The sequence below is a fragment of the Rhodococcus sp. WY5 genome, assembly GCF_018588185.1.
Lineage (GTDB): Bacteria > Actinomycetota > Actinomycetes > Mycobacteriales > Mycobacteriaceae > Rhodococcus_F > Rhodococcus_F qingshengii.
Map to the genome: position 1 here is coordinate 2,002,817 of NZ_JAAMPR010000001.1, position 19,077 is coordinate 2,021,893.

A 19,077-nucleotide genomic window follows, 5' to 3' on the forward strand; every position below is an offset into this window, starting at 1 on the left:
CATGATTGTCTTTTGTGGATACGCCAACAACGATGTGACGGTACATGTCCCACACGTACCGGTACTCGGTGAGCGCGTTCAGGCAACGGCCATCAGTCAGATCGACGGTGGAATGAATGCAAATGCTGCGGTATCCGCGGCCAGAATGGGCGCGCAAGTGATCTTTGCCGGTGCCGTGGGCCCGGACGCGCGGTCCACCGAGTTTCTCGAATCCCTCGAGGCAGATGGCGTCGACACCAGTTGGTCGCCGCGAGATGCGTTCCTGTCGACGGCAGTTGTTCTCATCGCGCAGGACGGCGATCGCTCCATCATCAGCCAGGACGACCCGAACGATGCCGAACGCATCGGAGTTGTCGTCACCCGATTGGCCGCTGCCGGCGGTGGACGACTGTTCCTCGACGGATACCGTGCGGTCTTCCTCCCGGATGAATTACCGGGAAGCGTAAGTCTGGTAATCGATCTGGACGGTTGTGAAAACAAGGCCGCGGCACTGCGCGCGTTCGCTCTGGCCGACCACGTCGTCGTAGGGCGTGCCCTGTGGGAAGGCGAGTTCGGGATCGGTTTCGACCAGTGGCAGACTCTGGCCGCCGAGCACCACACCCACCTGCTGGTGACCGACGGCTCGCGAGGTTGGACACTGGCCACACCGGACGGCGAGGTGACGAGCGAACCGGCAGTAGTGGTCGACGTCGTCGATGCAGTCGGGGCCGGTGATTGCTTCGGCGGTACGTACATCGCTTTTGTCGACGCCGGGCGCTCACCGGTGGACGCCGCACGACTCGCCGGGGCATCGGCTGCATTGGCTTGCGCCACCGCAGGCCCCCGCGGATGCCCCACCCGAGATGAATTGGACAGCTTCACAGCAACATTGACCCCTCACACCCTTTTGGAGACTCGATGATGAAACGTGCATTGCCTCTGGCGCTGGGAGCTGCAGTCGCGCTCACGCTCACCGCTTGTGACTCGGCTTCGTCGAGTGACTCGAAGGACGCATCGGGGGGCTCGTCCATCCCGCAGCCGACCCGGGTCGCCGAAAGCTGTGACGGGACGAACGGCAAGCTCAAGGTCGGTCTGGTGACCATCAACCTCCAGGCGCTGTACTTCAACCAGATCAACAATGCCGCGAAGAACGTCGCGGACAAGGCAGGCGTCGACCTGCAGATCATCAGCGGCAACGACGATTCCGTCGCGCAGGCCAACGCCTTCGACAATCTGATCGCCGCCGGAGTCGACGCGATCATCGTCGATGCAATCGACACGGACGGAATCAAGCCGTCGGTGGTCAAGGCCAAGAACGCGGGCATCCCCGTCGTCGCGGTCGACGCGACCATCGACGATCCGGCACTGTCGACTCAGGTCGGTACGGCCAACGCCGAGGGTGGCGCCAAGATCGGAAACACCTTGGCCGACGTCGCGAACAACACCGGTACGGTCGGTATCGTCGGCGCGCTCAACAGTACTGTCCAGTTGGAGCGGCAGAAGGGCTTCACGGAGACCGTGACCGGCCGCGGAATGACCGTCGGCACCGTCGTGGACGGACGTAACATTCAGGAGAACGCACAGACCGCAGCGGAGAACCTGCTGACCGGCGGTGGCGACATGAAGTACGTCTACGCAACCGGTGAGCCGGCACTGATCGGTCTCGTCGCGGCGGTCAACAGTCAGAAGGCGCAGGATCGCATCGAAGCAGTCGGTTGGGATCTTTCGGATCAGGCGGTAGGCGGACTCAAAGCCGGTTGGCTTAAAGGCGTGGTCCAGCAGAACACCTTCGAATTCGGCCATGAGGCAATGAATTCGGCAATCGACCTGGCTTGCGGACGCGGCGCTCCGGCAAACATCCCGGTTCCCACCCAGATCGTGACCCCGGAGAACGTGGCCGACTACATGTACTACTTGGAGAAGTAATCATGGCACCTCCACTGATCGAACTCTCGGGCATCACCAAGTCGTACGGACCGGTGAAGTCCCTTCAAGGAGTGGACCTTCGGCTGGCGAAGGGTGAAGTACTCGGAGTGGTCGGCGACAACGGCGCCGGTAAGTCCACTCTGATGAAGATTCTCGCCGGTGCGGTTCAGCACGACGGCGGCGAAATGCGCGTCAACGGTGAACCAGTGCGCTTTTCGACGCCTCTCGACGCCCAGCAGAAAAAGATCGGAATCGTCTACCAGGATCTGGCTCTGTGCGACACGCTGGACGTCGCCAGCAACCTGTTCCTCGGCAGAGAACCGCGAAAAGGCCCCTTCCTCGACCGGCATGCCATGCACGAGAAGGCGGCTCACATTCTTGCCGACCTGCATGTCAAGGTGAAGTCGACCTACCAGGAGATCGGGCAACTGTCCGGCGGACAGCGGCAAACCGTCGCGATCGCCCGCGCAGTCTCCTTCCGCCCAGACGTACTGATCCTCGACGAGCCCACCGCAGCGCTTGCCGTCGCCGAGGTCGAGTCGGTGCTCAAGCTGATCACGGACGTCGCAGCGGCCGGCGTGGGCGTCATTCTCGTGACACACCGCCTGCAGGACCTGTTCCGCGTGTGTGACCGAATCACGGTCATGTACGAGGGGCAGAGTGTCGACGACGTTCCGATCGGCGACCTCAACATCGAGTCCCTCGTCGGACTCATCACTCGAACTCCGGTGCCGCAACGGACATCGGCAGCAACACAGGGAGCCACGGCATGACCACTCTCGAGAAGACCCAGGCGCCGATCGAGCGCAAGCTCGCCGCGAAACCCTCCTTGTGGGACAGCGTCAACAAGCCCACCCTCGCGATGCTGGCGGTGACAGTTGCTGTCGCAGCCGTCTTCTCGGCGACCACGTCGTCGTTCCTGACATTCACGAACCTGTCGAACCTGGCAACCCAGATCGCTCCGGTTCTGATCATCGCGGTGGCGATGACTTTCGTGATCACGGCAGGTCAGATCGACCTGTCCGTCGGTGCGATCGTCGCGTTCGTCGCGGCGATGAGTGCCGAGCTTATCCAGGCCGGCGTCGATTCGTCCCTGGTCTTCGTCGCCGCCCCGGTGATGGGTGCGGCCTGGGGCCTGGTCAACGGATGGCTCGCTGCCTATCAGGGCATTCCGCCGTTCATCGTGACTCTGGCGACGATGTCCGTCATTCGCGGTATCGCGCTGTATCGGACCGAAGGATTCTCCGTTCCGGTTCCGGCCGACACTTACTTCGCGAAGCTCGGAACTGCTGAGTTCCTCGGGTTCTCCGCCAGCGCCTGGATTGCTCTCGTCGTCGTGGTCATCGGAGCAATTGCGCTCAACCGCATGCGCTTCGGGCGCTACGTCACCGGTATCGGGTCCAACGTCGAATCCGTGCGACGGTCCGGCGTCAACACGCGTCGTGTGCTCATGATGACGCTCGTCTTCACCGGCTTGGCTGCCGGTATCGCGGGACTGCTGATCGCGGCTCGACTGGGCTCGGGTTCGGCCAACTCCGCAACGGGATTCGAGCTCACGGTGATCACCGCGGTGGTTCTCGGTGGCACCAATCTCTTCGGCGGTCGCGGCACCGTGATCGGTACCGTCATCGGCGCCGTCCTGACCGGAATCATCGCGAACGGACTGACCCTGCTCGGCGTGAGCCCGTTCCTGACGCCGATCATCACCGGTGTCGTTCTGCTACTGGCCATCTGGATCAACATGCGCGGACATACACTGAGCGCGCTGTGGCGACACCTGCAGTCCGCACCGTCGGGGCCTGCACGCTCATGAGCAAGGTTCGTACTGTCACGGGAACTGTGGACAGCTCGGAACTCGGACTGGTTCTCCCACACGAACATCTGCACAACGACGTCACCGGTGCGTACACCGAGGCCCCGGATCCGGTTGTGGCACAGCGGTTGGCCGGTCCGGTACGCGCCGAGGATGCCTGGCTTCTTCACGACAATCCGTACTACAGTCTCGACAATTGTCGAGTCGACGACGCAGCGGCCGTGGTGGAAGACCTTGTGGACTTCGCCCGCCTCGGTGGTCGGACGATCGTCGATCTGACACCGCCGGGACTGGGCCGGGCACCGGAGAAGTTGGCGGAGTTCTCGCGAAAGTCAGACGTGCGAGTGATCATGGGTTCAGGGTGGTACCTCGAGACGACCCATCCGGTCGAGGTCCACGAACTCGGTGTCGACGATCTGGCAGGTTCGCTCGTCGAGGAGTTCGATCCGGCAAAGGAATTGGCTCCGGGAGTGATCGGGGAGATCGGCGTCTCCCCGCTCTTCACTCAGAACGAGGCGAAAGCGTTGCGGGCGGCGTGCATTGCTCAGCGCGAGGTGGACGTGCCCCTGTTCGTCCACCTTCCGGGCTGGCAGCGCGTGGGACATCACGTCGTCGACATCGTGGTCGACGAGATGGGCGTCGATCCGCAAGCAGTGGTGCTGTGCCACATGGACCCGTCCGGACACGACGCCGACTACCAACGATCGCTCGCCGACCGCGGTGTCTTTCTCGAATTCGACATGATCGGGATGCCTTTCGATTTCCCCGGCGAGGGTCTTTCGCCGCATCCGGCGGAAACAGCCACTGCGGTAGCCGGATTGGTCACCTCCGGTCACGCATCACAGCTCCTGCTCAGTCACGACCTCTTCCTCAAATCAATGCTCAGAAAGCACGGCGGAAACGGATTCTCCTACGTACCACTCGCCTTCGCCGCCCGATTGGTGCGCGCAGGCGTAGATCCCCAGCAAGTGTCCGCGTTGATGCGAGACAACCCGAGGTCGCTCTTCGAGCAGGCCGCGAAAGGAAACAGAAGCAGTCATGGGTAAACGAGTACTGATCGCCGGCGAGAGCTGGATGACGACGTCGACGCACGTCAAGGGCGTCGACGAGTTCAGTGTCCATTCCTACGTCGAGGGAGTCGGCCCGCTTCGGGATGCGCTCACCTCACGTGGCCACGACGTGACACACATGCCCGCACACCTGGTGCCGACGCAGTTCCCCGGTACCGCAGAAGCACTGTCGCAGTTCGACGTCGTCGTTCTCTCCGACATCGGAGCGAACTCGCTGCAGCTGGCTCCCGGCGTGTTCGACCAGTTCCGCGCCGGCGAGGATCGCCTTGTCGCGCTTCGTGACTGGGTGAACGCCGGCGGCTCACTGATGATGATCGGTGGTTACCTCTCGTTCTCCGGGTTCCAGGCGCGAGCAGCTTTCCGCCAGACCGCGATCGCCGAGGTACTGCCCGTGACGATGCTGGCCGAAGACGATCGCGTCGAGACACCGGCTGGGATCGTTCCCACCGTCGTCGATGCTGCTCACCCGGCTCTCGGTGGTGCCGGCGATTCCTGGCCGGCGCTCCTGGGATACAACCGCGTCGTCGCGAAGGACGGTGCCGTGGTTCCCGCCACCATCAACGGCGATCCGCTTGTCGCTGCCGGTGAATACGGCGCCGGACGGTCGATCGTCTTCACCTCGGACTGCTCGCCGCACTGGGCTCCGCCGGAGTTCTGTGAGCAGTGGCCCGGATACACCGACCTGTTCGACGGCTTGATCAGTTGGGTCGCCGGCGAATGAGTCGCTCCTCAGACCTGCTCGCGCGGCAGCAGAGTAATCTCGCTGCCGCGCGGGCGGTTCCATTCATCGAGGACACCATCGGCGGGACGTTGAGTGATGAGGGATTCCGCCGGTACCTCGTGATCGAAGAGGCATTTGTACTGACGGCCGTCAAGGTGTTGGGGTTGGTGGTCGCCGAATCCCCGACGCTCGACGACGCGCTCGACCACGTGACGTCGATGTCGAACCTGGTGGGCGAGCAGCGCGAGTATTTCGCGCAGTTGCGTTCCCGCTTCCCGTACGAGGGGGACGCAGCGGCGCTGGTCGAGGAGTCGGCCGTGCTGTCCACGCACGCCTTGGCCCTCGCTCGCGAAGAGGGCAGGGCGGCGGCGCTGGTGGGCATGTACGCCGCGGAAACCCTGTATCTGTCGTGGTGCCGGGAGGCGGCGGCAGTGAAGGTAGATCGCGAACCAGCGTTGCAGGACTGGGTGGACATGCATGTCGCTCCGCCGTTCGTGTCCCAGGTGGCAGTGCTGGCGTGCGAGGTGGACGCCATGCCCGAGTCCGTCACCGACGAGGACCTGGATCGGTGGTTCTCAGGCATGCTGGCTGCAGAGATCGATTTTCACAACGTGGCGGTGTGAGGTACTGCTGTGCGCCTTTATTAACCCCCGGCGGTTAATAAAGGCGCACAGCAAAAGGCCCGTAGGTCGCTTTCGCAACCTACGGGCCTCTTCTTTGTAGCGGGGACAGGATTTGAACCTGCGACCTCTGGGTTATGAGCCCAGCGAGCTACCGAGCTGCTCCACCCCGCGTCGGTGTGAAACCAACAGTACACGACTTCTGGAGGCGCAATTACCACCCCCTGTCACCGGCCGGAGTGGGCGCTTTCCGAGTAGTAACCGCGGATGTGGCCGACTATGCGCTGACGTGCGAGTTCGCCGTCACCCGCGTTGACCGCATCCACCAATCCTCGGTGTTCGTCACGCAGTCGCATGCAGGTGCTCGGCCAGCTGTCGATCTGGACGCCCGCGAGAACGTAGGCCTCGATGGACTCGCGCAGGCCGGTCATCATGGCTGCGATCACCTGATTGCCCGCCGCGTCGGCGAGCGCCACGTGGAACTGTGCGTCGAGTAGCAAGAATTCCTCGGCCGAGAGAGCTGCGTCCTCCATCGAGTCGAGCAGTTCGACGGCCGCGCGGAGGTCGGGTGTCGGGGTCCGCGATGCCAGGGACTGCATCACCTCGGATTCGAGAACGAGTCGTGTCTTCACCACATCCGAGACCGGAAAGCCTTGTGCTGCAACCTGCATCCGCATCAGCATGGTCATACCGCCGGTCGGTTTGGCCACGATCATCGCGCCGGACGTCGGGCCGGAGCCAGTCTGCGCCTTGAGGAGGCCGAGTGCTTCCATGACCCGCAACGCTTCTCGGACCGATGACCGTCCGACGCCCAACTCTGCTGCCAGAATTCTCTCTCCCGGCAGGCGCTGGCCAGGAGACACCTCGCCTGAAACGAGCCGACGTTCGAGGTGGCTCAGTACTTGTTCCCACGCTCGCGGGCTCGGCTCGGTCGGCATGAGGCAAGAGCATAACCGGGTGGACGCCGTTTATGGGGTGGCCTGTACGGGGATGTATTACTGTGGTCAGACCACACCGACAGATTGCGGGGAACCACATGCGAGTAGCGCTGTTCGCCACCTGCATCGGGGACACGATGTTTCCCGACGCCGTCAAGGCCACCGCCCTCCTGCTCACCCGTCTCGGGCACGACGTCGTGTTTCCGTCCGGGCAGACTTGCTGCGGGCAGATGCACGTCAATACCGGCTATCAGCCGGGCGCACTACCGCTGGTCGCGAACTACGCCGACACCTTCGGTGATGCGTCGATCGACGCGGTTGTCGCACCATCGGGGTCGTGCGTCGGTTCGGTCCGTCATCAACACGAGATCGTCGCCGAGCGCTACGGCACCGCGTCGCTGTGTGGACAGGTGCAGACCGTGAAGGCAAAGACGTACGAGCTTTCCGAATTCCTCGTGGACGTTCTCGGGGTCACCGATGTGGGCGCGTACTTCCCGCACCGGGTCACCTATCACCCGACCTGTCACTCACTGCGCATGTTGAGGGTGGGGGACAAGCCACTTCAGTTGCTGCGCAACGTCCGCGACATCGATCTGGTCGAACTCCCCGAAGCAGATTCCTGCTGTGGATTCGGCGGCACCTTCGCCATCAAGAATGCGGAGACTTCGACGGCCATGCTGGCGGACAAGATTCGCCACGTTGCGGACACCGGCGCCGAATTCTGCAGCGCCGGAGACTCGTCCTGCCTCATGCACATCGGCGGCGGTATGTCACGACTGCAGATGGGCGCCAAGACCATTCACCTCGCGGAGATTCTGGCGTCGGTGGAAAGCCGGGTGCCCGCATGAGCGCTGTGACGCTGGGTCTGCCCAGCTTCCCGCCGAGGTCGCCCGAGGGTGCAGGGTTCCTGCGAGGTACTGAGAAATTCCCCGTCGCAGCACATCACGAGCTGGCCAACGCGCAACTGCGACGCAATATCGGCAAGGCGACGCACACCATCCGTGCCAAGCGCATCAACGTGACTGGAGAGCTTCCCGATTGGGAAGACCTGCGTGACGCGGGTTCGGCGATCAAGGCCGACGTCATGGCGCGGTTGCCGGAACTGCTCGAACAGTTCGAGGCTGCAGTCATCGCGCGCGGTGGGCATGTGCATTGGGCGGCGGATGCCAACGAGGCCAACGCCATTGTGACCGAACTTGTCAAAGCCACCGGCTCCGACGAGGTCATCAAGGTCAAGTCGATGGCCACGCAGGAGATCGGTCTCAACGAGCATCTCGAAGCCCACGGAATCACCGCCTACGAGACCGATCTCGCGGAATTGATCGTCCAACTCGGCCACGACAAACCGTCGCACATCCTGGTTCCCGCGATCCATCGCAACAGGTCCGAGATTCGGGAGATATTCCTTCGTGAGATGCCAGATGTCGATCCGAACCTCGGGGAGAACCCGGCCGAACTTGCCGCAGCTGCACGAAAGTTCTTACGCCACAAGTTCATGACGACGCCGGTCGCCGTCTCCGGCGCCAATTTCGGCATCGCGGACACGGGCACTCTGACCGTCGTGGAGTCGGAGGGCAACGGGCGAATGTGCCTGACGCTGCCGAAAACACTGATCACCGTGATGGGCATCGAGAAGATTCTGCCGACGTATCAGGATCTGGAGGTCTTCCTGCAACTGCTGCCGCGGTCCTCGACGGGGGAGCGGATGAACCCGTACACCTCCATGTGGACCGGCGTCACGCCCGACGACGGTCCACAGGAGTTCCACCTGGTCCTCCTCGACAACGGTCGGACTGCCGCGCTTGCCGACAAGATCGGGAGGGAAGCCCTGAGCTGCATACGGTGCTCGGCGTGTCTGAACGTGTGCCCGGTCTACGAGCGCACCGGCGGTCACGCCTACGGATCGACCTATCCGGGACCGATCGGCGCGGTGCTGACTCCGCAGCTCGCGGGCATACATGGCAAAGACGATCCCAACTCGACGCTTCCCTTTGCCTCGAGTCTGTGCGGTGCGTGCTTCGACGCCTGCCCGGTCAAGATCGACATACCCTCGCTGCTCGTCGAATTGCGGCACCAGAAGGTCGAGCAATCCGGTGTCACGGCAGAGTCTTTGGCGATGAAAGCCGCCTCTCTGGCGATGTCGACCGAGGGCCGGTGGACGTTGGCTCAGAAAGCTGCCGGGCTCGGACGCGTCGTGGCCGGCAGGAAAGGGAAGATCTCTACGTTGCCACCTCCATTGAACGGTTGGACAGCTGCCAGAGACATTCCCGCACCGCCCAAGCAGACCTTCCGATCCTGGTGGGACTCCGACGAAGGCCGCGCGGCATTGGACGAGGCTCGTCGTGACGGGAAGGCGGACAGATGAATTCACGTGAAGTGGTGCTCGGACGCATTCGTGATGCCATCACCTTGGCGCCCGCCCGCGAAGGCGAGATACCGCGAAACTACCGGACTGGCAGAACCATGTCCGACGAGGAACTCATCGATTTGTTCGTCGACCGTCTGGTGGACTACAAGGCGCACGTTCACCATTGCGCTGCAACAGAAATCGCCGAGGCCGTCGCCGGAATACTGAAAGGGCGCGGACTACACACTCTGGGGATCCCCGCCGGCCTCGACCGATCATGGGTAGCCGGATTCGACGGAACGCTGGTGGTGGACAGCCCGGACGTACCGGCTCCTGAACTCGAGAACCTCGACGCCGTTGTCACCGGCTCGAAGGTATCGTGCGCCGAAACCGGCACCATCTTCCTCGACGCCGGTCCATCGCAGGGACGCCGTGCGTTGACGCTGGTACCGGACACACACATCTGCGTCGTGTATCGCAGCAGTGTGGAAGTGGGAGTGCCGGAGGCGATTGCGAATCTGACACCGGAGCGCCCCACCACCATGATCAGCGGCCCGTCGGCGACCTCCGACATCGAACTCGAACGCGTCGAAGGTGTCCATGGTCCGAGGAATCTTCACGTCGTCATCGTCGACGGTTGATTCCCGTCGAGCGGGAACTCGGAGGCAGCGGGCCACATCAGCGTCTAACGTCCCGGCCATGACACAACTGTTGGCAGGCAAGGTCGTTTTCATCACCGGTGCAGCGCGGGGTCAGGGACGCAATCACGCGATTCGACTCGCGAAGGAAGGTGCAGACGTCATCGCTGTCGACGTGTGCGCGTCGGTGTCCGAAGACGTGGGTTACGCGGCCGCGACTGAAGCCGACCTCGAAGAAACGGCTCGTCTCGTGCGAGCGGCGGGGCGCGAGATCGTCACCGCTGTAGCGGACGTCCGTGACCTCGAGGCACTGCGTGCGGCGGTGGCGTCGGGCGTCGACAAGTTCGGTCGCCTCGACGTCGTGATTGCCAATGCGGGCATCGCTACGTGGAACCGTTTCTGGGAGATGCCTGAAGAGCAGTGGTCGACGCTGGTGGACATCAATCTCAATGGTGTCTGGCGCACGATGACAGCTGCGGTTCCTGCAATGATCGAAGCCGGCAACGGTGGTTCCATCGTGATTGTGAGCAGTGCTGCCGGCGTCGCCGAAGCGCCCGGCTGCGCGCACTACTCGGCGGCCAAGCACGGCCTCGTGGGTTTGGCTCGCACTGCTGCAACGGAATTGGGAAGCTTCGACATTCGAGTCAACACCATCCACCCTGGCGCGGTGGAGACCGAGATGGGCAACGATCCCAACGTCGGTAAGGTACTCACTACTCATCCGGAGTACATGAACTCGTACAAGTGGCCGCTCACGTCCGTCCCGCGCACCACCGTCGAGGACATCTCCAACGCTGTCGTCTACCTCGCGACGGACCTCTCCCGCGCGGTCACCGGGACGAAGATCGTCATCGACATGGGTCAGACGATGGCGTAGTTGCGCTCAGAGGAGATTGAACTGCGCGACCTCGATGGTGTTCTCGACTGCCTCCGAGAGTGCGCGAATACGTTCGTCGGCACCTGGCGCGGTCAAAATCGCCAGGCGATCGGCGTCACCCATCGGAATGCTCCTGGCGAGGGCAAACAGCCGAGAACCCAGCGGATCCAAGGGATCCGGTGGGACGGGCATTCGCGGAGTCTGTTCGCCGGCCCGAAGTGCGAGCTTTCCCAACATTCCGTACATGAACTCGATGCGCTCGAGGAGCGAGTCGTATTCGTAAGCAGTGACTGGTGTTCCGTTGTTCTCGTCAGGCCACAATTCGACCTCGGCAAGTGGGTAGGGATCGTCCGGCAGCCATCGATTGACCCGGATGCGGTCTTCGGTCCGGCAATACAACTGATACCGCCCGGCACCCATGGCGACATGAGACTCGATCCGAGCCAGAGTGCCGACGTCGTGACGTGATTCGCCGCCACCGACCTCGTGGCCACGAGCGATGAGCACGACTCCGAACAGTGGGCCGTCGGCAGCTTCGAGAACGTTCTCGACCAGTGCGCGATACCGAGGTTCGAAGATGTTCAGGGGCAACACCTCACCCGGTAGCAAAGCGGAGCCGAGCGGAAACATGGGGAAGATAGGCATCAGGGGATTCTCAACCTCGGAATCGGAGGGGCGGGGAAATCGCCGGGGCGATCGATTTCGGCGAGCAGGTGCTCGGACCACGTCAGTAGACCGGGGATATCGAGGCCGTGCGGACTCTCGACCTCGTAGTGCCTGATGCGGTCGTGACCCTGGCCGAGGAGTGAGACGGCGCCGGTGTTGTTGCCCCGAAGCAGATGGGTGAGCCCGACGGCCAACTGAGCCAGTCCCTGCCACAGGTCACGTTCCTCGGGCGGCGCGCTTTTCCACGTTCCTTCGAGAATCTCGTGTGCGTGGAAAGGCATGCCGTGGTCGAGGAGGCGCTGCGCCTCGGTGATCGACTCGTCTGGTGGCAGGCGTACATCGTCCGGAATGCGCGGGACACCGCCCGCTGCGTCGCGTGGCAGTGGACGTCCGAGTCCGTCACGGGGCCGCGAATTGAGGGGTTTCCCAGCGGCGTCCCGGTCGCGTTCGGTCATACACTCAGCCTAACGGCAGCACCTCGGACGAACCCGCCAAAAGTTTTTTCGAGTCGCCTGTCGATTCCGGGGAGAACCGTTCGTCGTCATGTTGTAAGGCAAGAAAGCCGCAAGAAAAACAACAGACCAAGGAGTCAGTCATGAAGTACATGTTGCTCATCTACACCGCACCCGGCGGAGACACCGAACCCCAGTGCACGTTCGAGGACTGGCAGCAATACGACAAGGAAATGAAGGATGCCGGGATCTGGGTGTCCGGCGATGCCCTCGCCGACCTGACGACAACGACGACGGTTCGGGTCTCGCAGTCCGGAGAAAAGACCGTCACCGACGGTCCCTTCGCAGAAACCCGTGAAATCCTCGGCGGCTACGACGTCATCGACGTTCCCGATCTGGATGCGGCGCTTTCATGGGCCGCGCGGTGCCCCGGCGCGCGCGACGGGGGCAGCGTCGAGGTGCGTCCACTGGCCGGGTTCGGGGACTGATTCGCCGTGGACGAGCAGGCCGAGAACTCCATCGAGTCAGTGTTCCGGGAGGAACGCGGACGACTCTTGGCCTCGCTCGTCCGCCGCTTCGGTGATCTGGATCTGGCCGAGGAAGTCACCTCCGAAGCCGTCGAGGCCGCGTTGGTGCACTGGCCCGTGGACGGAGTGCCGGCTAAACCGGGCGCCTGGCTGCTGACCACGGCGCGTCGTAAAGCCGTCGACAGGCTTCGTCGTGATCAGGCATATGCGGCGCGATTGGCGGTGATGCAGGTGGACGCCGATCGTGCCGACCCGGCGCCGCCCACGGTCGACGGAGAACTTCCCGACGAGCGGTTGCAGCTGTTCTTCACCTGCTCGCACCCAGCGCTGGCCGAGGACGACCGAATCGCACTCACCTTGCGTTGCCTCGGAGGGTTGACGACGCCCGAGGTTGCTCGGGCCTTCCTCGTGCCTTCGGCGACCATGGCGCAGCGGATCGTGCGTGCGAAGAAGAAGATACGTCAGGCTCGGATTCCCTTCCGAACTCCCAGCGCCGAAGAACTCCCGGAGCGTCTGCCCGGTGTTCTGCAGGTGATCTATTCGGTGTTTACCGAGGGGTACGCAGCGAGTTCGGGTCCGGATCTGCAACGCGTCGACCTGGCGGTGGAGGCGATCAGGCTGGCGAGGATCTTACGCGCATTGCTTCCCGATGAGCGCGAGATCGCCGGGTTGCTTGCATTGATGCTTCTCGTCCACGCGCGTCGGGATGCCCGTACCGACGCCGCCGGCGGGATCGTGCTCCTCGAAGACCAGGATCGCGGGTGTTGGGACCAGCCGATGATCGAGGAAGGCAGCGACCTCGTCGTAGTCGCGTTGACCGGGGGAGCGCCGGGGCCGTACGGGGTGCAGGCCGCCATCGCCGCATTGCACGACGAGGCCGCAGATGTGGAGAGCACCGACTGGCCACAGATCTGCGCTCTCTACGGAGTGCTCCTCACGCTGACTCCGTCGCCGGTCGTGGCCGTCAATCGGGCAGTAGCGTTGGCGATGCGCGACGGCGAGGAAGTCGGGCTGACTGCGCTGGAGGAACTGGCAGCGGAGCCCAAACTTGCCGACTACCATCCGTATCACCTTGCACGAGCCGAACTACTTGCTCGGTTGGGGCGCACCGACGCAGCGGCATCCGCGTACCGACAAGCTCTGAAACTCGTTGGTACGGAACCGGAGCGGGCCTACCTGGAGCGTCGGTTGGGTGAGATCTCCGATTGATCGGCTCCTATCGAGGGACGTCGAGATCGAAGTACAGGGTCTCGGACCAGTAACCGAGGCCGAGCTCGCGTAGCGGTTCCTCGACGCTCTCCTGAGTAGGCGTGAACAGTCGCTCCCAGAAGCGCGGCTTGGCGGGTGCGAGTGTGGCCAGCGCCGCCTCCATCTCGGCGTCGATGTCCGCCAGACCGGTCATCAGGGCCGTGCCCTGTTCGGCGAACGGTTCGTCGTCCATGTCGAAGATCTCGCCGCACTCGAGGACGAAGTAGTGGTCGGGTTCGGTGTGGCTGCGCAGGAAACGCAGCGCATCGCCGGCCATCGTGCCGAGTTCGGGGTGATCGATGCGGCCGAGGAAGTCTTCGAGCCGGGCGATACCAGGACCACAGGGCGCGGTGACCGCGATCAGGTCGGGGGTGTCGTCCCAGATGATCGACTGTTGGGCGAAGGGATTCACGGACACAAGGATCCTCGGGACCAGCGGTATCGCGTACGACCACTCCGAGATTCCTTTGAGTCCACGGGTGCGAGCGGCAGCCGGATTCTCATGCGGGGCAACAGGGGTCGAGTAGAGATAGGTGCGGTTGGCCACTGGCCGAGTCCTTTCTGCGGTCGGTGTCACCTGATTCAGGCGGCGCCCACCATCCTCAATGCCAGGTCTCCGTACAGTTTTCCGATGTCTTCCGGATTCGTGTAATTGCCGGCTGGGAACCAGCGGCACACGTCGACGCACAGGGACATCAAGGCGAGGGTGACGCCTTCGGCATCGGGGATCGTGAAGTCGCCCGACTGCACGCCGGCGTCGACAACCTCCCGGACCACCCGCGTCGTGCTGCGGCGAAGAGCGACGACGGTTCGGTAGTGCTCTGGTGTGAGGGCAGTGAGTTCGTACTGGACAACGCGAGCGAGTGAATGGTGCCCGGCCTGCCAACTGGCGAAGGTGCTGATCAGTTCCTGCAAACGAACGGACGGTTCTTCACCCGGGCGGTCGGCGCCCTCGACCACTTTCAACGCTTCGGTGTGGCCTTCGAAGCTGATCGCGAAAAGCAGCTCTTCTTTCGAGCGGTAGTGCGGGTACATGGCGGCGGGACTCATGTCGAGTCGCGCGGCGATGTCACGGGTGGTGGTGCCGCCGTAGCCGGCAGAGGCAAAAGCGTCCACGGCTGCCGCGCGGATACGGGCCGCAGCTTTGGAGGGGCTGATCACCACGTCAGGTGAATCGCTCACGGTTTCCTCCAGGTGTGACGGATTTCGATGTTGACAATATCCCGCTCTCGATTCACTATAAGCAGGTGCTTAGATTCTAAGCGAATGCTTAGGAACATCGTTACGTGTGGCTTTGCCACGCCGAAAGGAAGCAACTCGTCATGCGTCGCACTCTGTACGGACCCGATCACGAGGCATTTCGCGAATCTGCTCGCGAATTCGTCAACCGGAACATCCTTCCGGTCGCAGAGAAGCTGATCGACCAGCGCTTCATCGATCGTGAAATCTGGCTCGAAGCGGGACGCAACGGCTTCCTCGGACTCGAGGTTCCGGAGGCGTACGGCGGAAGCGAAGCCGGCGACTACCGCTTCAACGCGGTTCTGGCCGAAGAGCTCTCGCGCGCCAGTGCAGCTGTTGCCTCGAGCTTCGGCATTCACGCCGACGTCGTTGCTCCCTACCTCGTTCAGCTCACCACCGAAGAGCAGAAGCAGCGTTGGCTGCCCAAGTTCTGCACCGGTGAGATGCTGACGGCCATCGGCATGACCGAGCCTTCCGGTGGATCCGACCTCGCCTCGCTCAAGACCACTGCGGTCAAGGACGGCGACGACTGGATCATCAACGGCTCCAAGACCTTCATCACCAACGGCTACAACGCCGACCTCGTGATCGTGGCGGCTCGGACCAGTCCCGAGAAGAAGTCCAAGGGCATCACCCTCTTTGCCGTCGAGACCGGCATGGAAGGCTTCGAGCGCGGACGCAAGCTCGACAAGGTCGGCCAGCACGAGTCCGATACCGCCGAACTGTTCTTCGAGAACGTTCGCGTGCCGTCCACCAACATCATCGGTGAGATCGACCGCGGCTTCATCCACATGATGGAAATGCTGCCGCAGGAGCGCGTCGGCGCTGCGGTGTCCAACATCGCGCACGCCGCTCCGATCCTCGAAGAGACGCTGCAATATGCCAAGGACCGCAAGGCTTTCGGTCAGCCGATCGGCTCGTTGCAGTGGAACAAATTCCTTCTCGCGGATCTCGTCACCCGCATCGAGGTCACCCAGGCCTACGTCGACAACTGCGTCGCGGCACACGCTGCCGGCGAGCTGACCGCCATCGACGCCGCCAAGGCTAAGTGGTGGACCGCGCAGGTGCAGAACGAGGTCCTCGATCACTGCGTTCAGTTGCACGGTGGCTACGGCTTCATGACCGAGTACCGCGCCGCTCGCGCGTGGATGGACGCCCGCGTCACCAAGATCTGGGCCGGATCCAACGAGATCATGAAGGAACTCATCGGCCGCGATCTCGGCCTGTAATTTCGCAACTGCAGTCGATACGTCACTGCAACCGCCACTTCCCGAACCCGACGACACAGGAGCATCACCGCGCATGTCTGTTCTCGACAAGTTCTCTCTGACCGATCGAGTGGTCATCGTGACCGGTGCGTCGTCGGGCCTCGGGGTGGCGTTTGCGAAAGCCGCAGCAGAGGCCGGCGCGGACGTCGTCCTCGCTGCTCGCCGCGTCGACAAGCTCGAAGACACGGCCAAGCTCGTGCGTGACGCAGGCCGCGAAGCATTGTGCGTGGCCACCGACATCGTCGATCCGGCTCAGGCTCAGAACATGGTCGACGCCGCGATGGAGAAGTTCGGCCGCGTGGACGTGCTGGTCAACAATGCCGGCGTCGGAACTGCCGTTCCGGCGACCCGCGAGACCCCGGACCAGTTCCGCGCCGTCATCGACATCAACCTCAACGGGTCCTACTGGGCAGCGCAGGCCTGCGGCCGCGTCATGCTCCCGGGCAGCTCCATCGTCAACATCTCGAGCATTCTCGGATTGACGACCGCCGGACTCCCGCAGGCCGCCTATGCGGCGAGCAAGGCAGGCGTCGTCGGATTGACCCGCGACCTCGCACAGCAGTGGGGAACGCGCAAGGGCATTCGCGTCAACGCGATCGCGCCCGGCTTCTTCAAGTCGGAAATGACAGACCAATACAACGACGGTTACTTGGACGCGATGGCTCCGCGCCTGATCCTCGGCCGCATGGGCGATCCGGAAGAGCTCGCGGCCACCATGGTGTGGCTCGCGTCCGAGGCCGGCGGATACGTCACCGGTCAGACCATCGCCGTCGACGGAGGAATCACCATCACCTGACGCCGATGCCCAGATGTCGCCGGCTTTGCCGTATAAGTAGCTGGTGACCTCTCGCGCCGAACCTCAGGAGAACTGGGAAGACCGTCCGCCACCATCCATGGCTGCGACGGAGCTTCTGCGTGACCTGCCGGTGACTGCCCGCGGCGTCCGGACCAGGGCTTCTCTGGTCGCAGCGGCTCGAACGGTGTTCGAGCGCGCAGGGTATCTCGACGCCCGTCTCACGGACATCACCAAGGAAGCGAACTGCTCCACCGGCACGTTCTACACCTACTTCGACAACAAAGAGCAGATCTTCGCCGCAGTTCTCGACGTCGCGCAGGAAGACATGCTGCACCCAGGCATGGGACGGGTCCGCGACGTCGACAATCCGTATGCGGTCCTCGAATCGAGCAACCGTGCCTACCTGACGGCTTTTCGCCGCAACGCCAAACTCATGGGCCTACTCGAGCAGGTATCGCACATCGATCCGGCCTTCGCGAAACTGCGTCGGGACCGAGCCGAGACCTTCATTTCTCGTAATGCCCGAGCCATCGAACGCTTGCAAGCAGCTGGCAAGGCAGACGCCTCGTTGGACCCGCTGTTGGCTTCCCGAGCACTGTCGGCGATGGTGAGCCGTCTTGCCTACAGTTCATTCGTCTCCGAGGAACCTGGCGCCGACGGCAACCCCGTCCCGTTCGAGGACGTCGTCAAGACGGCTACTCAGGTGTGGGCCAACGCGCTGGGACTCGAAGGCGACCGCGGGTAGTTTCAGCCTTCGCCGCGGGCCGCGAACTGCTCCTCGAGGCTGTGGCGCAGTGTTTCCTCGCTGTTCTTGACAGCGTTTTCGACGAACGGCCCGATCAATCGGCCGAGTGCCTTGCCGGCAATGCCGCCGGGCAGTTTGTAGGCGAAGTCGACGGAAAGCTCGGTCTTGGAATCGTCGATCGCGGCGAACTCCCACGTGGACGAGTTGGATACACCGCCGAGCGAGGACAGCTTGATGATCCGATTCTTCTCCCACTCGGTGACCTCGAGTTTGGAGCGCAACGTGCTCGGCCCGATCTGCATGGCCGCGTCGAACGTGGCGCCGAGTCCCTGATCGAACTCTCCGAACGGGGTGAACTCGGAAACACCGAACATCCACGTCGGGACATTGCGGTAGTTGTCGATGTAGTCGAAGGCGACATCAACCGGCACGGCAGCAACCGCGGTGTGGCGAACATGGATCATGACTGGTCCCTGTCTTTCGGTGAACACCGACTCTAACCAATGGCTCCGACGTGTTCGGCGGCGGCGCAAGAGCGATCTACGGTATCGGTATGACGAACGAGCTTCCGGTACGCGGGTCCTGGCGCGATTACGAAGACCTGGGACTACCGAAACCGCTCGCTGCGGCGTTGGAGGCGTTCGTCGAGCAGGGCTATCACGGGACTTCGATCCGTGACGTCGCGTCGCGGTCCGGGCTGTCGGTGCCGGGGCTCTACCACCACTACCCGTCCAAGCAGGCTCTGCTGATCGGTCTGGCGACCGTTGTGATGACGGAGTTGTTGGAGCGAAGCCGCGCCGCCGAACTCGATGCCGGGGACGATCCCTCTGATCGCTTCGACGCGGTGATCGAATCTCTGTTGCGGTTCCACATGTTTCGACGCGAGCAGTCGTTCGTCGCCTCCTCCGAGATCCGCAGCATGGAGCCCGACAGCCGGGCTGGTTACATCGCCCAGCGCGACGAACAGCAGAAGCAGGTGGACCGGATCGTCCTCGACGGCGTCGCCTCGGGCGTGTTCGAAGCCGACCATCCCGAGGACGCCAGCCGAGCCGTGGTGACGATGTGCGTCGCCGTCGCGGTCTGGTACCGAGCGGACGGTGAGTTGTCTCCGGACGAGTTGGTGGAGAGGTATCTGGAGATAGCGCGTCGGATGGTGGGGGCGAAGCGGGTGAGGGAGTGACTGTGGGGGCGAAGCGGATGGGGGAGT

Annotated in this window: 23 protein-coding genes and 1 tRNA gene; 17 read left to right on the plus strand and 7 right to left on the minus strand. The window is 63.2% G+C overall.

Annotated features, from left to right (window positions below; all coding sequences use genetic code 11):
* Position 1: 1 nt before the first annotated feature.
* The 7 genes from G4D79_RS09240 to G4D79_RS09270 are packed head-to-tail and all read left to right on the plus strand — an operon-like array spanning position 2 to position 6,132.
* Positions 2–901 carry a PfkB family carbohydrate kinase gene (locus G4D79_RS09240; protein ID WP_042924967.1) on the plus strand — a complete coding sequence of 300 codons (900 nt, stop codon included), beginning with the start codon at positions 2–4 and terminating at the stop codon, positions 899–901.
* Complete coding sequence (locus G4D79_RS09245; RefSeq protein ID WP_019745494.1) at positions 898–1,905, plus strand: substrate-binding domain-containing protein; 1,008 nt, start codon at positions 898–900, stop codon at positions 1,903–1,905. Before G4D79_RS09240 ends, G4D79_RS09245 begins: the two co-directional genes overlap by 4 nt.
* 2 nt (positions 1,906–1,907) lie before the next feature.
* A complete protein-coding gene (locus tag G4D79_RS09250) occupies positions 1,908–2,678 on the plus strand; it encodes an ATP-binding cassette domain-containing protein (protein WP_003939830.1) in 771 nt (256 codons plus the stop codon).
* A complete protein-coding gene (locus tag G4D79_RS09255) occupies positions 2,675–3,718 on the plus strand; it encodes an ABC transporter permease (RefSeq protein WP_003939698.1) in 1,044 nt (347 codons plus the stop codon). Before G4D79_RS09250 ends, G4D79_RS09255 begins: the two co-directional genes overlap by 4 nt.
* On the plus strand, positions 3,673–4,764 hold the full coding sequence (locus tag G4D79_RS09260) for a phosphotriesterase (RefSeq protein ID WP_233405578.1): 1,092 nt from the start codon (positions 3,673–3,675) through the stop codon (positions 4,762–4,764). The genes G4D79_RS09255 and G4D79_RS09260 overlap by 46 nt, the downstream gene beginning before the upstream one ends.
* Positions 4,757–5,509 (plus strand): glutamine amidotransferase, encoded by a 753-nt coding sequence (locus G4D79_RS09265; RefSeq protein ID WP_003939869.1) that lies wholly within the window; start codon positions 4,757–4,759, stop codon positions 5,507–5,509. The genes G4D79_RS09260 and G4D79_RS09265 overlap by 8 nt, the downstream gene beginning before the upstream one ends.
* On the plus strand, positions 5,506–6,132 hold the full coding sequence (locus G4D79_RS09270; RefSeq protein ID WP_099698115.1) for a TenA family protein: 627 nt from the start codon (positions 5,506–5,508) through the stop codon (positions 6,130–6,132). Before G4D79_RS09265 ends, G4D79_RS09270 begins: the two co-directional genes overlap by 4 nt.
* A 97-nt stretch (positions 6,133–6,229) precedes the next feature.
* Here G4D79_RS09270 and G4D79_RS09275 read toward each other — a convergent pair.
* Positions 6,230–6,303 (minus strand) — tRNA-Met (locus G4D79_RS09275).
* A 53-nt stretch (positions 6,304–6,356) separates the two neighbouring features.
* Positions 6,357–7,067, minus strand: a complete 711-nt coding sequence (locus tag G4D79_RS09280; RefSeq protein ID WP_042446958.1) for a FadR/GntR family transcriptional regulator — start codon at positions 7,065–7,067, stop codon at positions 6,357–6,359.
* A 98-nt stretch (positions 7,068–7,165) separates the two neighbouring features.
* Here G4D79_RS09280 and G4D79_RS09285 point away from each other — a divergent pair, with 98 nt between their 5' ends.
* Genes G4D79_RS09285 through G4D79_RS09300 form a run of 4 tightly spaced genes read left to right on the plus strand, consistent with a single transcriptional unit; the run spans position 7,166 to position 10,929 of the window.
* Positions 7,166–7,915, plus strand: a complete 750-nt coding sequence (locus tag G4D79_RS09285) for a (Fe-S)-binding protein (RefSeq protein ID WP_058037936.1) — start codon at positions 7,166–7,168, stop codon at positions 7,913–7,915.
* Positions 7,912–9,432: a LutB/LldF family L-lactate oxidation iron-sulfur protein gene (locus G4D79_RS09290; RefSeq protein WP_063315731.1), complete on the plus strand. Its 1,521-nt coding sequence runs from the start codon at positions 7,912–7,914 to the stop codon at positions 9,430–9,432. The genes G4D79_RS09285 and G4D79_RS09290 overlap by 4 nt, the downstream gene beginning before the upstream one ends.
* Positions 9,429–10,055, plus strand: coding sequence for an LUD domain-containing protein (locus G4D79_RS09295; RefSeq protein ID WP_047272066.1), 627 nt, complete (start codon positions 9,429–9,431; stop codon positions 10,053–10,055). The genes G4D79_RS09290 and G4D79_RS09295 overlap by 4 nt, the downstream gene beginning before the upstream one ends.
* A 58-nt stretch (positions 10,056–10,113) precedes the next feature.
* Complete coding sequence (locus G4D79_RS09300; RefSeq protein ID WP_099698114.1) at positions 10,114–10,929, plus strand: mycofactocin-coupled SDR family oxidoreductase; 816 nt, start codon at positions 10,114–10,116, stop codon at positions 10,927–10,929.
* A gap of 6 nt (positions 10,930–10,935) precedes the next feature.
* Here the strand turns inward: G4D79_RS09300 and G4D79_RS09305 are convergent, their stop codons facing one another.
* Complete coding sequence (locus G4D79_RS09305) at positions 10,936–11,574, minus strand: LON peptidase substrate-binding domain-containing protein (protein WP_099698113.1); 639 nt, start codon at positions 11,572–11,574, stop codon at positions 10,936–10,938.
* Entirely contained in the window at positions 11,574–12,050 is a 477-nt protein-coding gene (locus tag G4D79_RS09310; RefSeq protein ID WP_003940372.1) for a DUF309 domain-containing protein, read from the minus strand. Before G4D79_RS09310 ends, G4D79_RS09305 begins: the two co-directional genes overlap by 1 nt.
* Before the next feature lie 140 nt (positions 12,051–12,190).
* Here G4D79_RS09310 and G4D79_RS09315 point away from each other — a divergent pair, with 140 nt between their 5' ends.
* A complete protein-coding gene (locus tag G4D79_RS09315) occupies positions 12,191–12,535 on the plus strand; it encodes a YciI family protein (protein ID WP_003939718.1) in 345 nt (114 codons plus the stop codon).
* Between the two features lie 6 nt (positions 12,536–12,541).
* Positions 12,542–13,783 carry an RNA polymerase sigma factor gene (locus G4D79_RS09320; RefSeq protein WP_003940594.1) on the plus strand — a complete coding sequence of 414 codons (1,242 nt, stop codon included), beginning with the start codon at positions 12,542–12,544 and terminating at the stop codon, positions 13,781–13,783.
* A 7-nt stretch (positions 13,784–13,790) separates the two neighbouring features.
* Here the strand turns inward: G4D79_RS09320 and G4D79_RS09325 are convergent, their stop codons facing one another.
* A complete protein-coding gene (locus tag G4D79_RS09325; protein WP_099698112.1) occupies positions 13,791–14,369 on the minus strand; it encodes a hypothetical protein in 579 nt (192 codons plus the stop codon).
* Positions 14,370–14,404: 35 nt separating this feature from the next.
* Positions 14,405–15,004, minus strand: a complete 600-nt coding sequence (locus G4D79_RS09330) for a TetR/AcrR family transcriptional regulator (protein ID WP_039973130.1) — start codon at positions 15,002–15,004, stop codon at positions 14,405–14,407.
* A 140-nt stretch (positions 15,005–15,144) separates the two neighbouring features.
* Here G4D79_RS09330 and G4D79_RS09335 point away from each other — a divergent pair, with 140 nt between their 5' ends.
* The 3 genes from G4D79_RS09335 (at position 15,145) to G4D79_RS09345 (ending at position 17,870) form a co-directional block, all read left to right on the plus strand.
* Positions 15,145–16,290 carry an acyl-CoA dehydrogenase family protein gene (locus G4D79_RS09335; protein ID WP_007730036.1) on the plus strand — a complete coding sequence of 382 codons (1,146 nt, stop codon included), beginning with the start codon at positions 15,145–15,147 and terminating at the stop codon, positions 16,288–16,290.
* Positions 16,291–16,363: 73 nt separating this feature from the next.
* On the plus strand, positions 16,364–17,125 hold the full coding sequence (locus tag G4D79_RS09340) for an SDR family NAD(P)-dependent oxidoreductase (RefSeq protein WP_003939707.1): 762 nt from the start codon (positions 16,364–16,366) through the stop codon (positions 17,123–17,125).
* Positions 17,126–17,222: 97 nt separating this feature from the next.
* A complete protein-coding gene (locus G4D79_RS09345; RefSeq protein ID WP_007730038.1) occupies positions 17,223–17,870 on the plus strand; it encodes a TetR/AcrR family transcriptional regulator in 648 nt (215 codons plus the stop codon).
* Between the two features lie 2 nt (positions 17,871–17,872).
* On the opposite strand, the gene G4D79_RS09350 is transcribed toward G4D79_RS09345, so the two are convergent.
* Positions 17,873–18,334 (minus strand): SRPBCC family protein, encoded by a 462-nt coding sequence (locus G4D79_RS09350; protein WP_003940411.1) that lies wholly within the window; start codon positions 18,332–18,334, stop codon positions 17,873–17,875.
* 89 nt (positions 18,335–18,423) lie between these two features.
* On the opposite strand from G4D79_RS09350, the gene G4D79_RS09355 reads away from it, so the two are divergent.
* A complete protein-coding gene (locus G4D79_RS09355) occupies positions 18,424–19,050 on the plus strand; it encodes a TetR/AcrR family transcriptional regulator (protein ID WP_099698126.1) in 627 nt (208 codons plus the stop codon).
* The last annotated feature ends 27 nt before the right edge of the window (positions 19,051–19,077 follow it).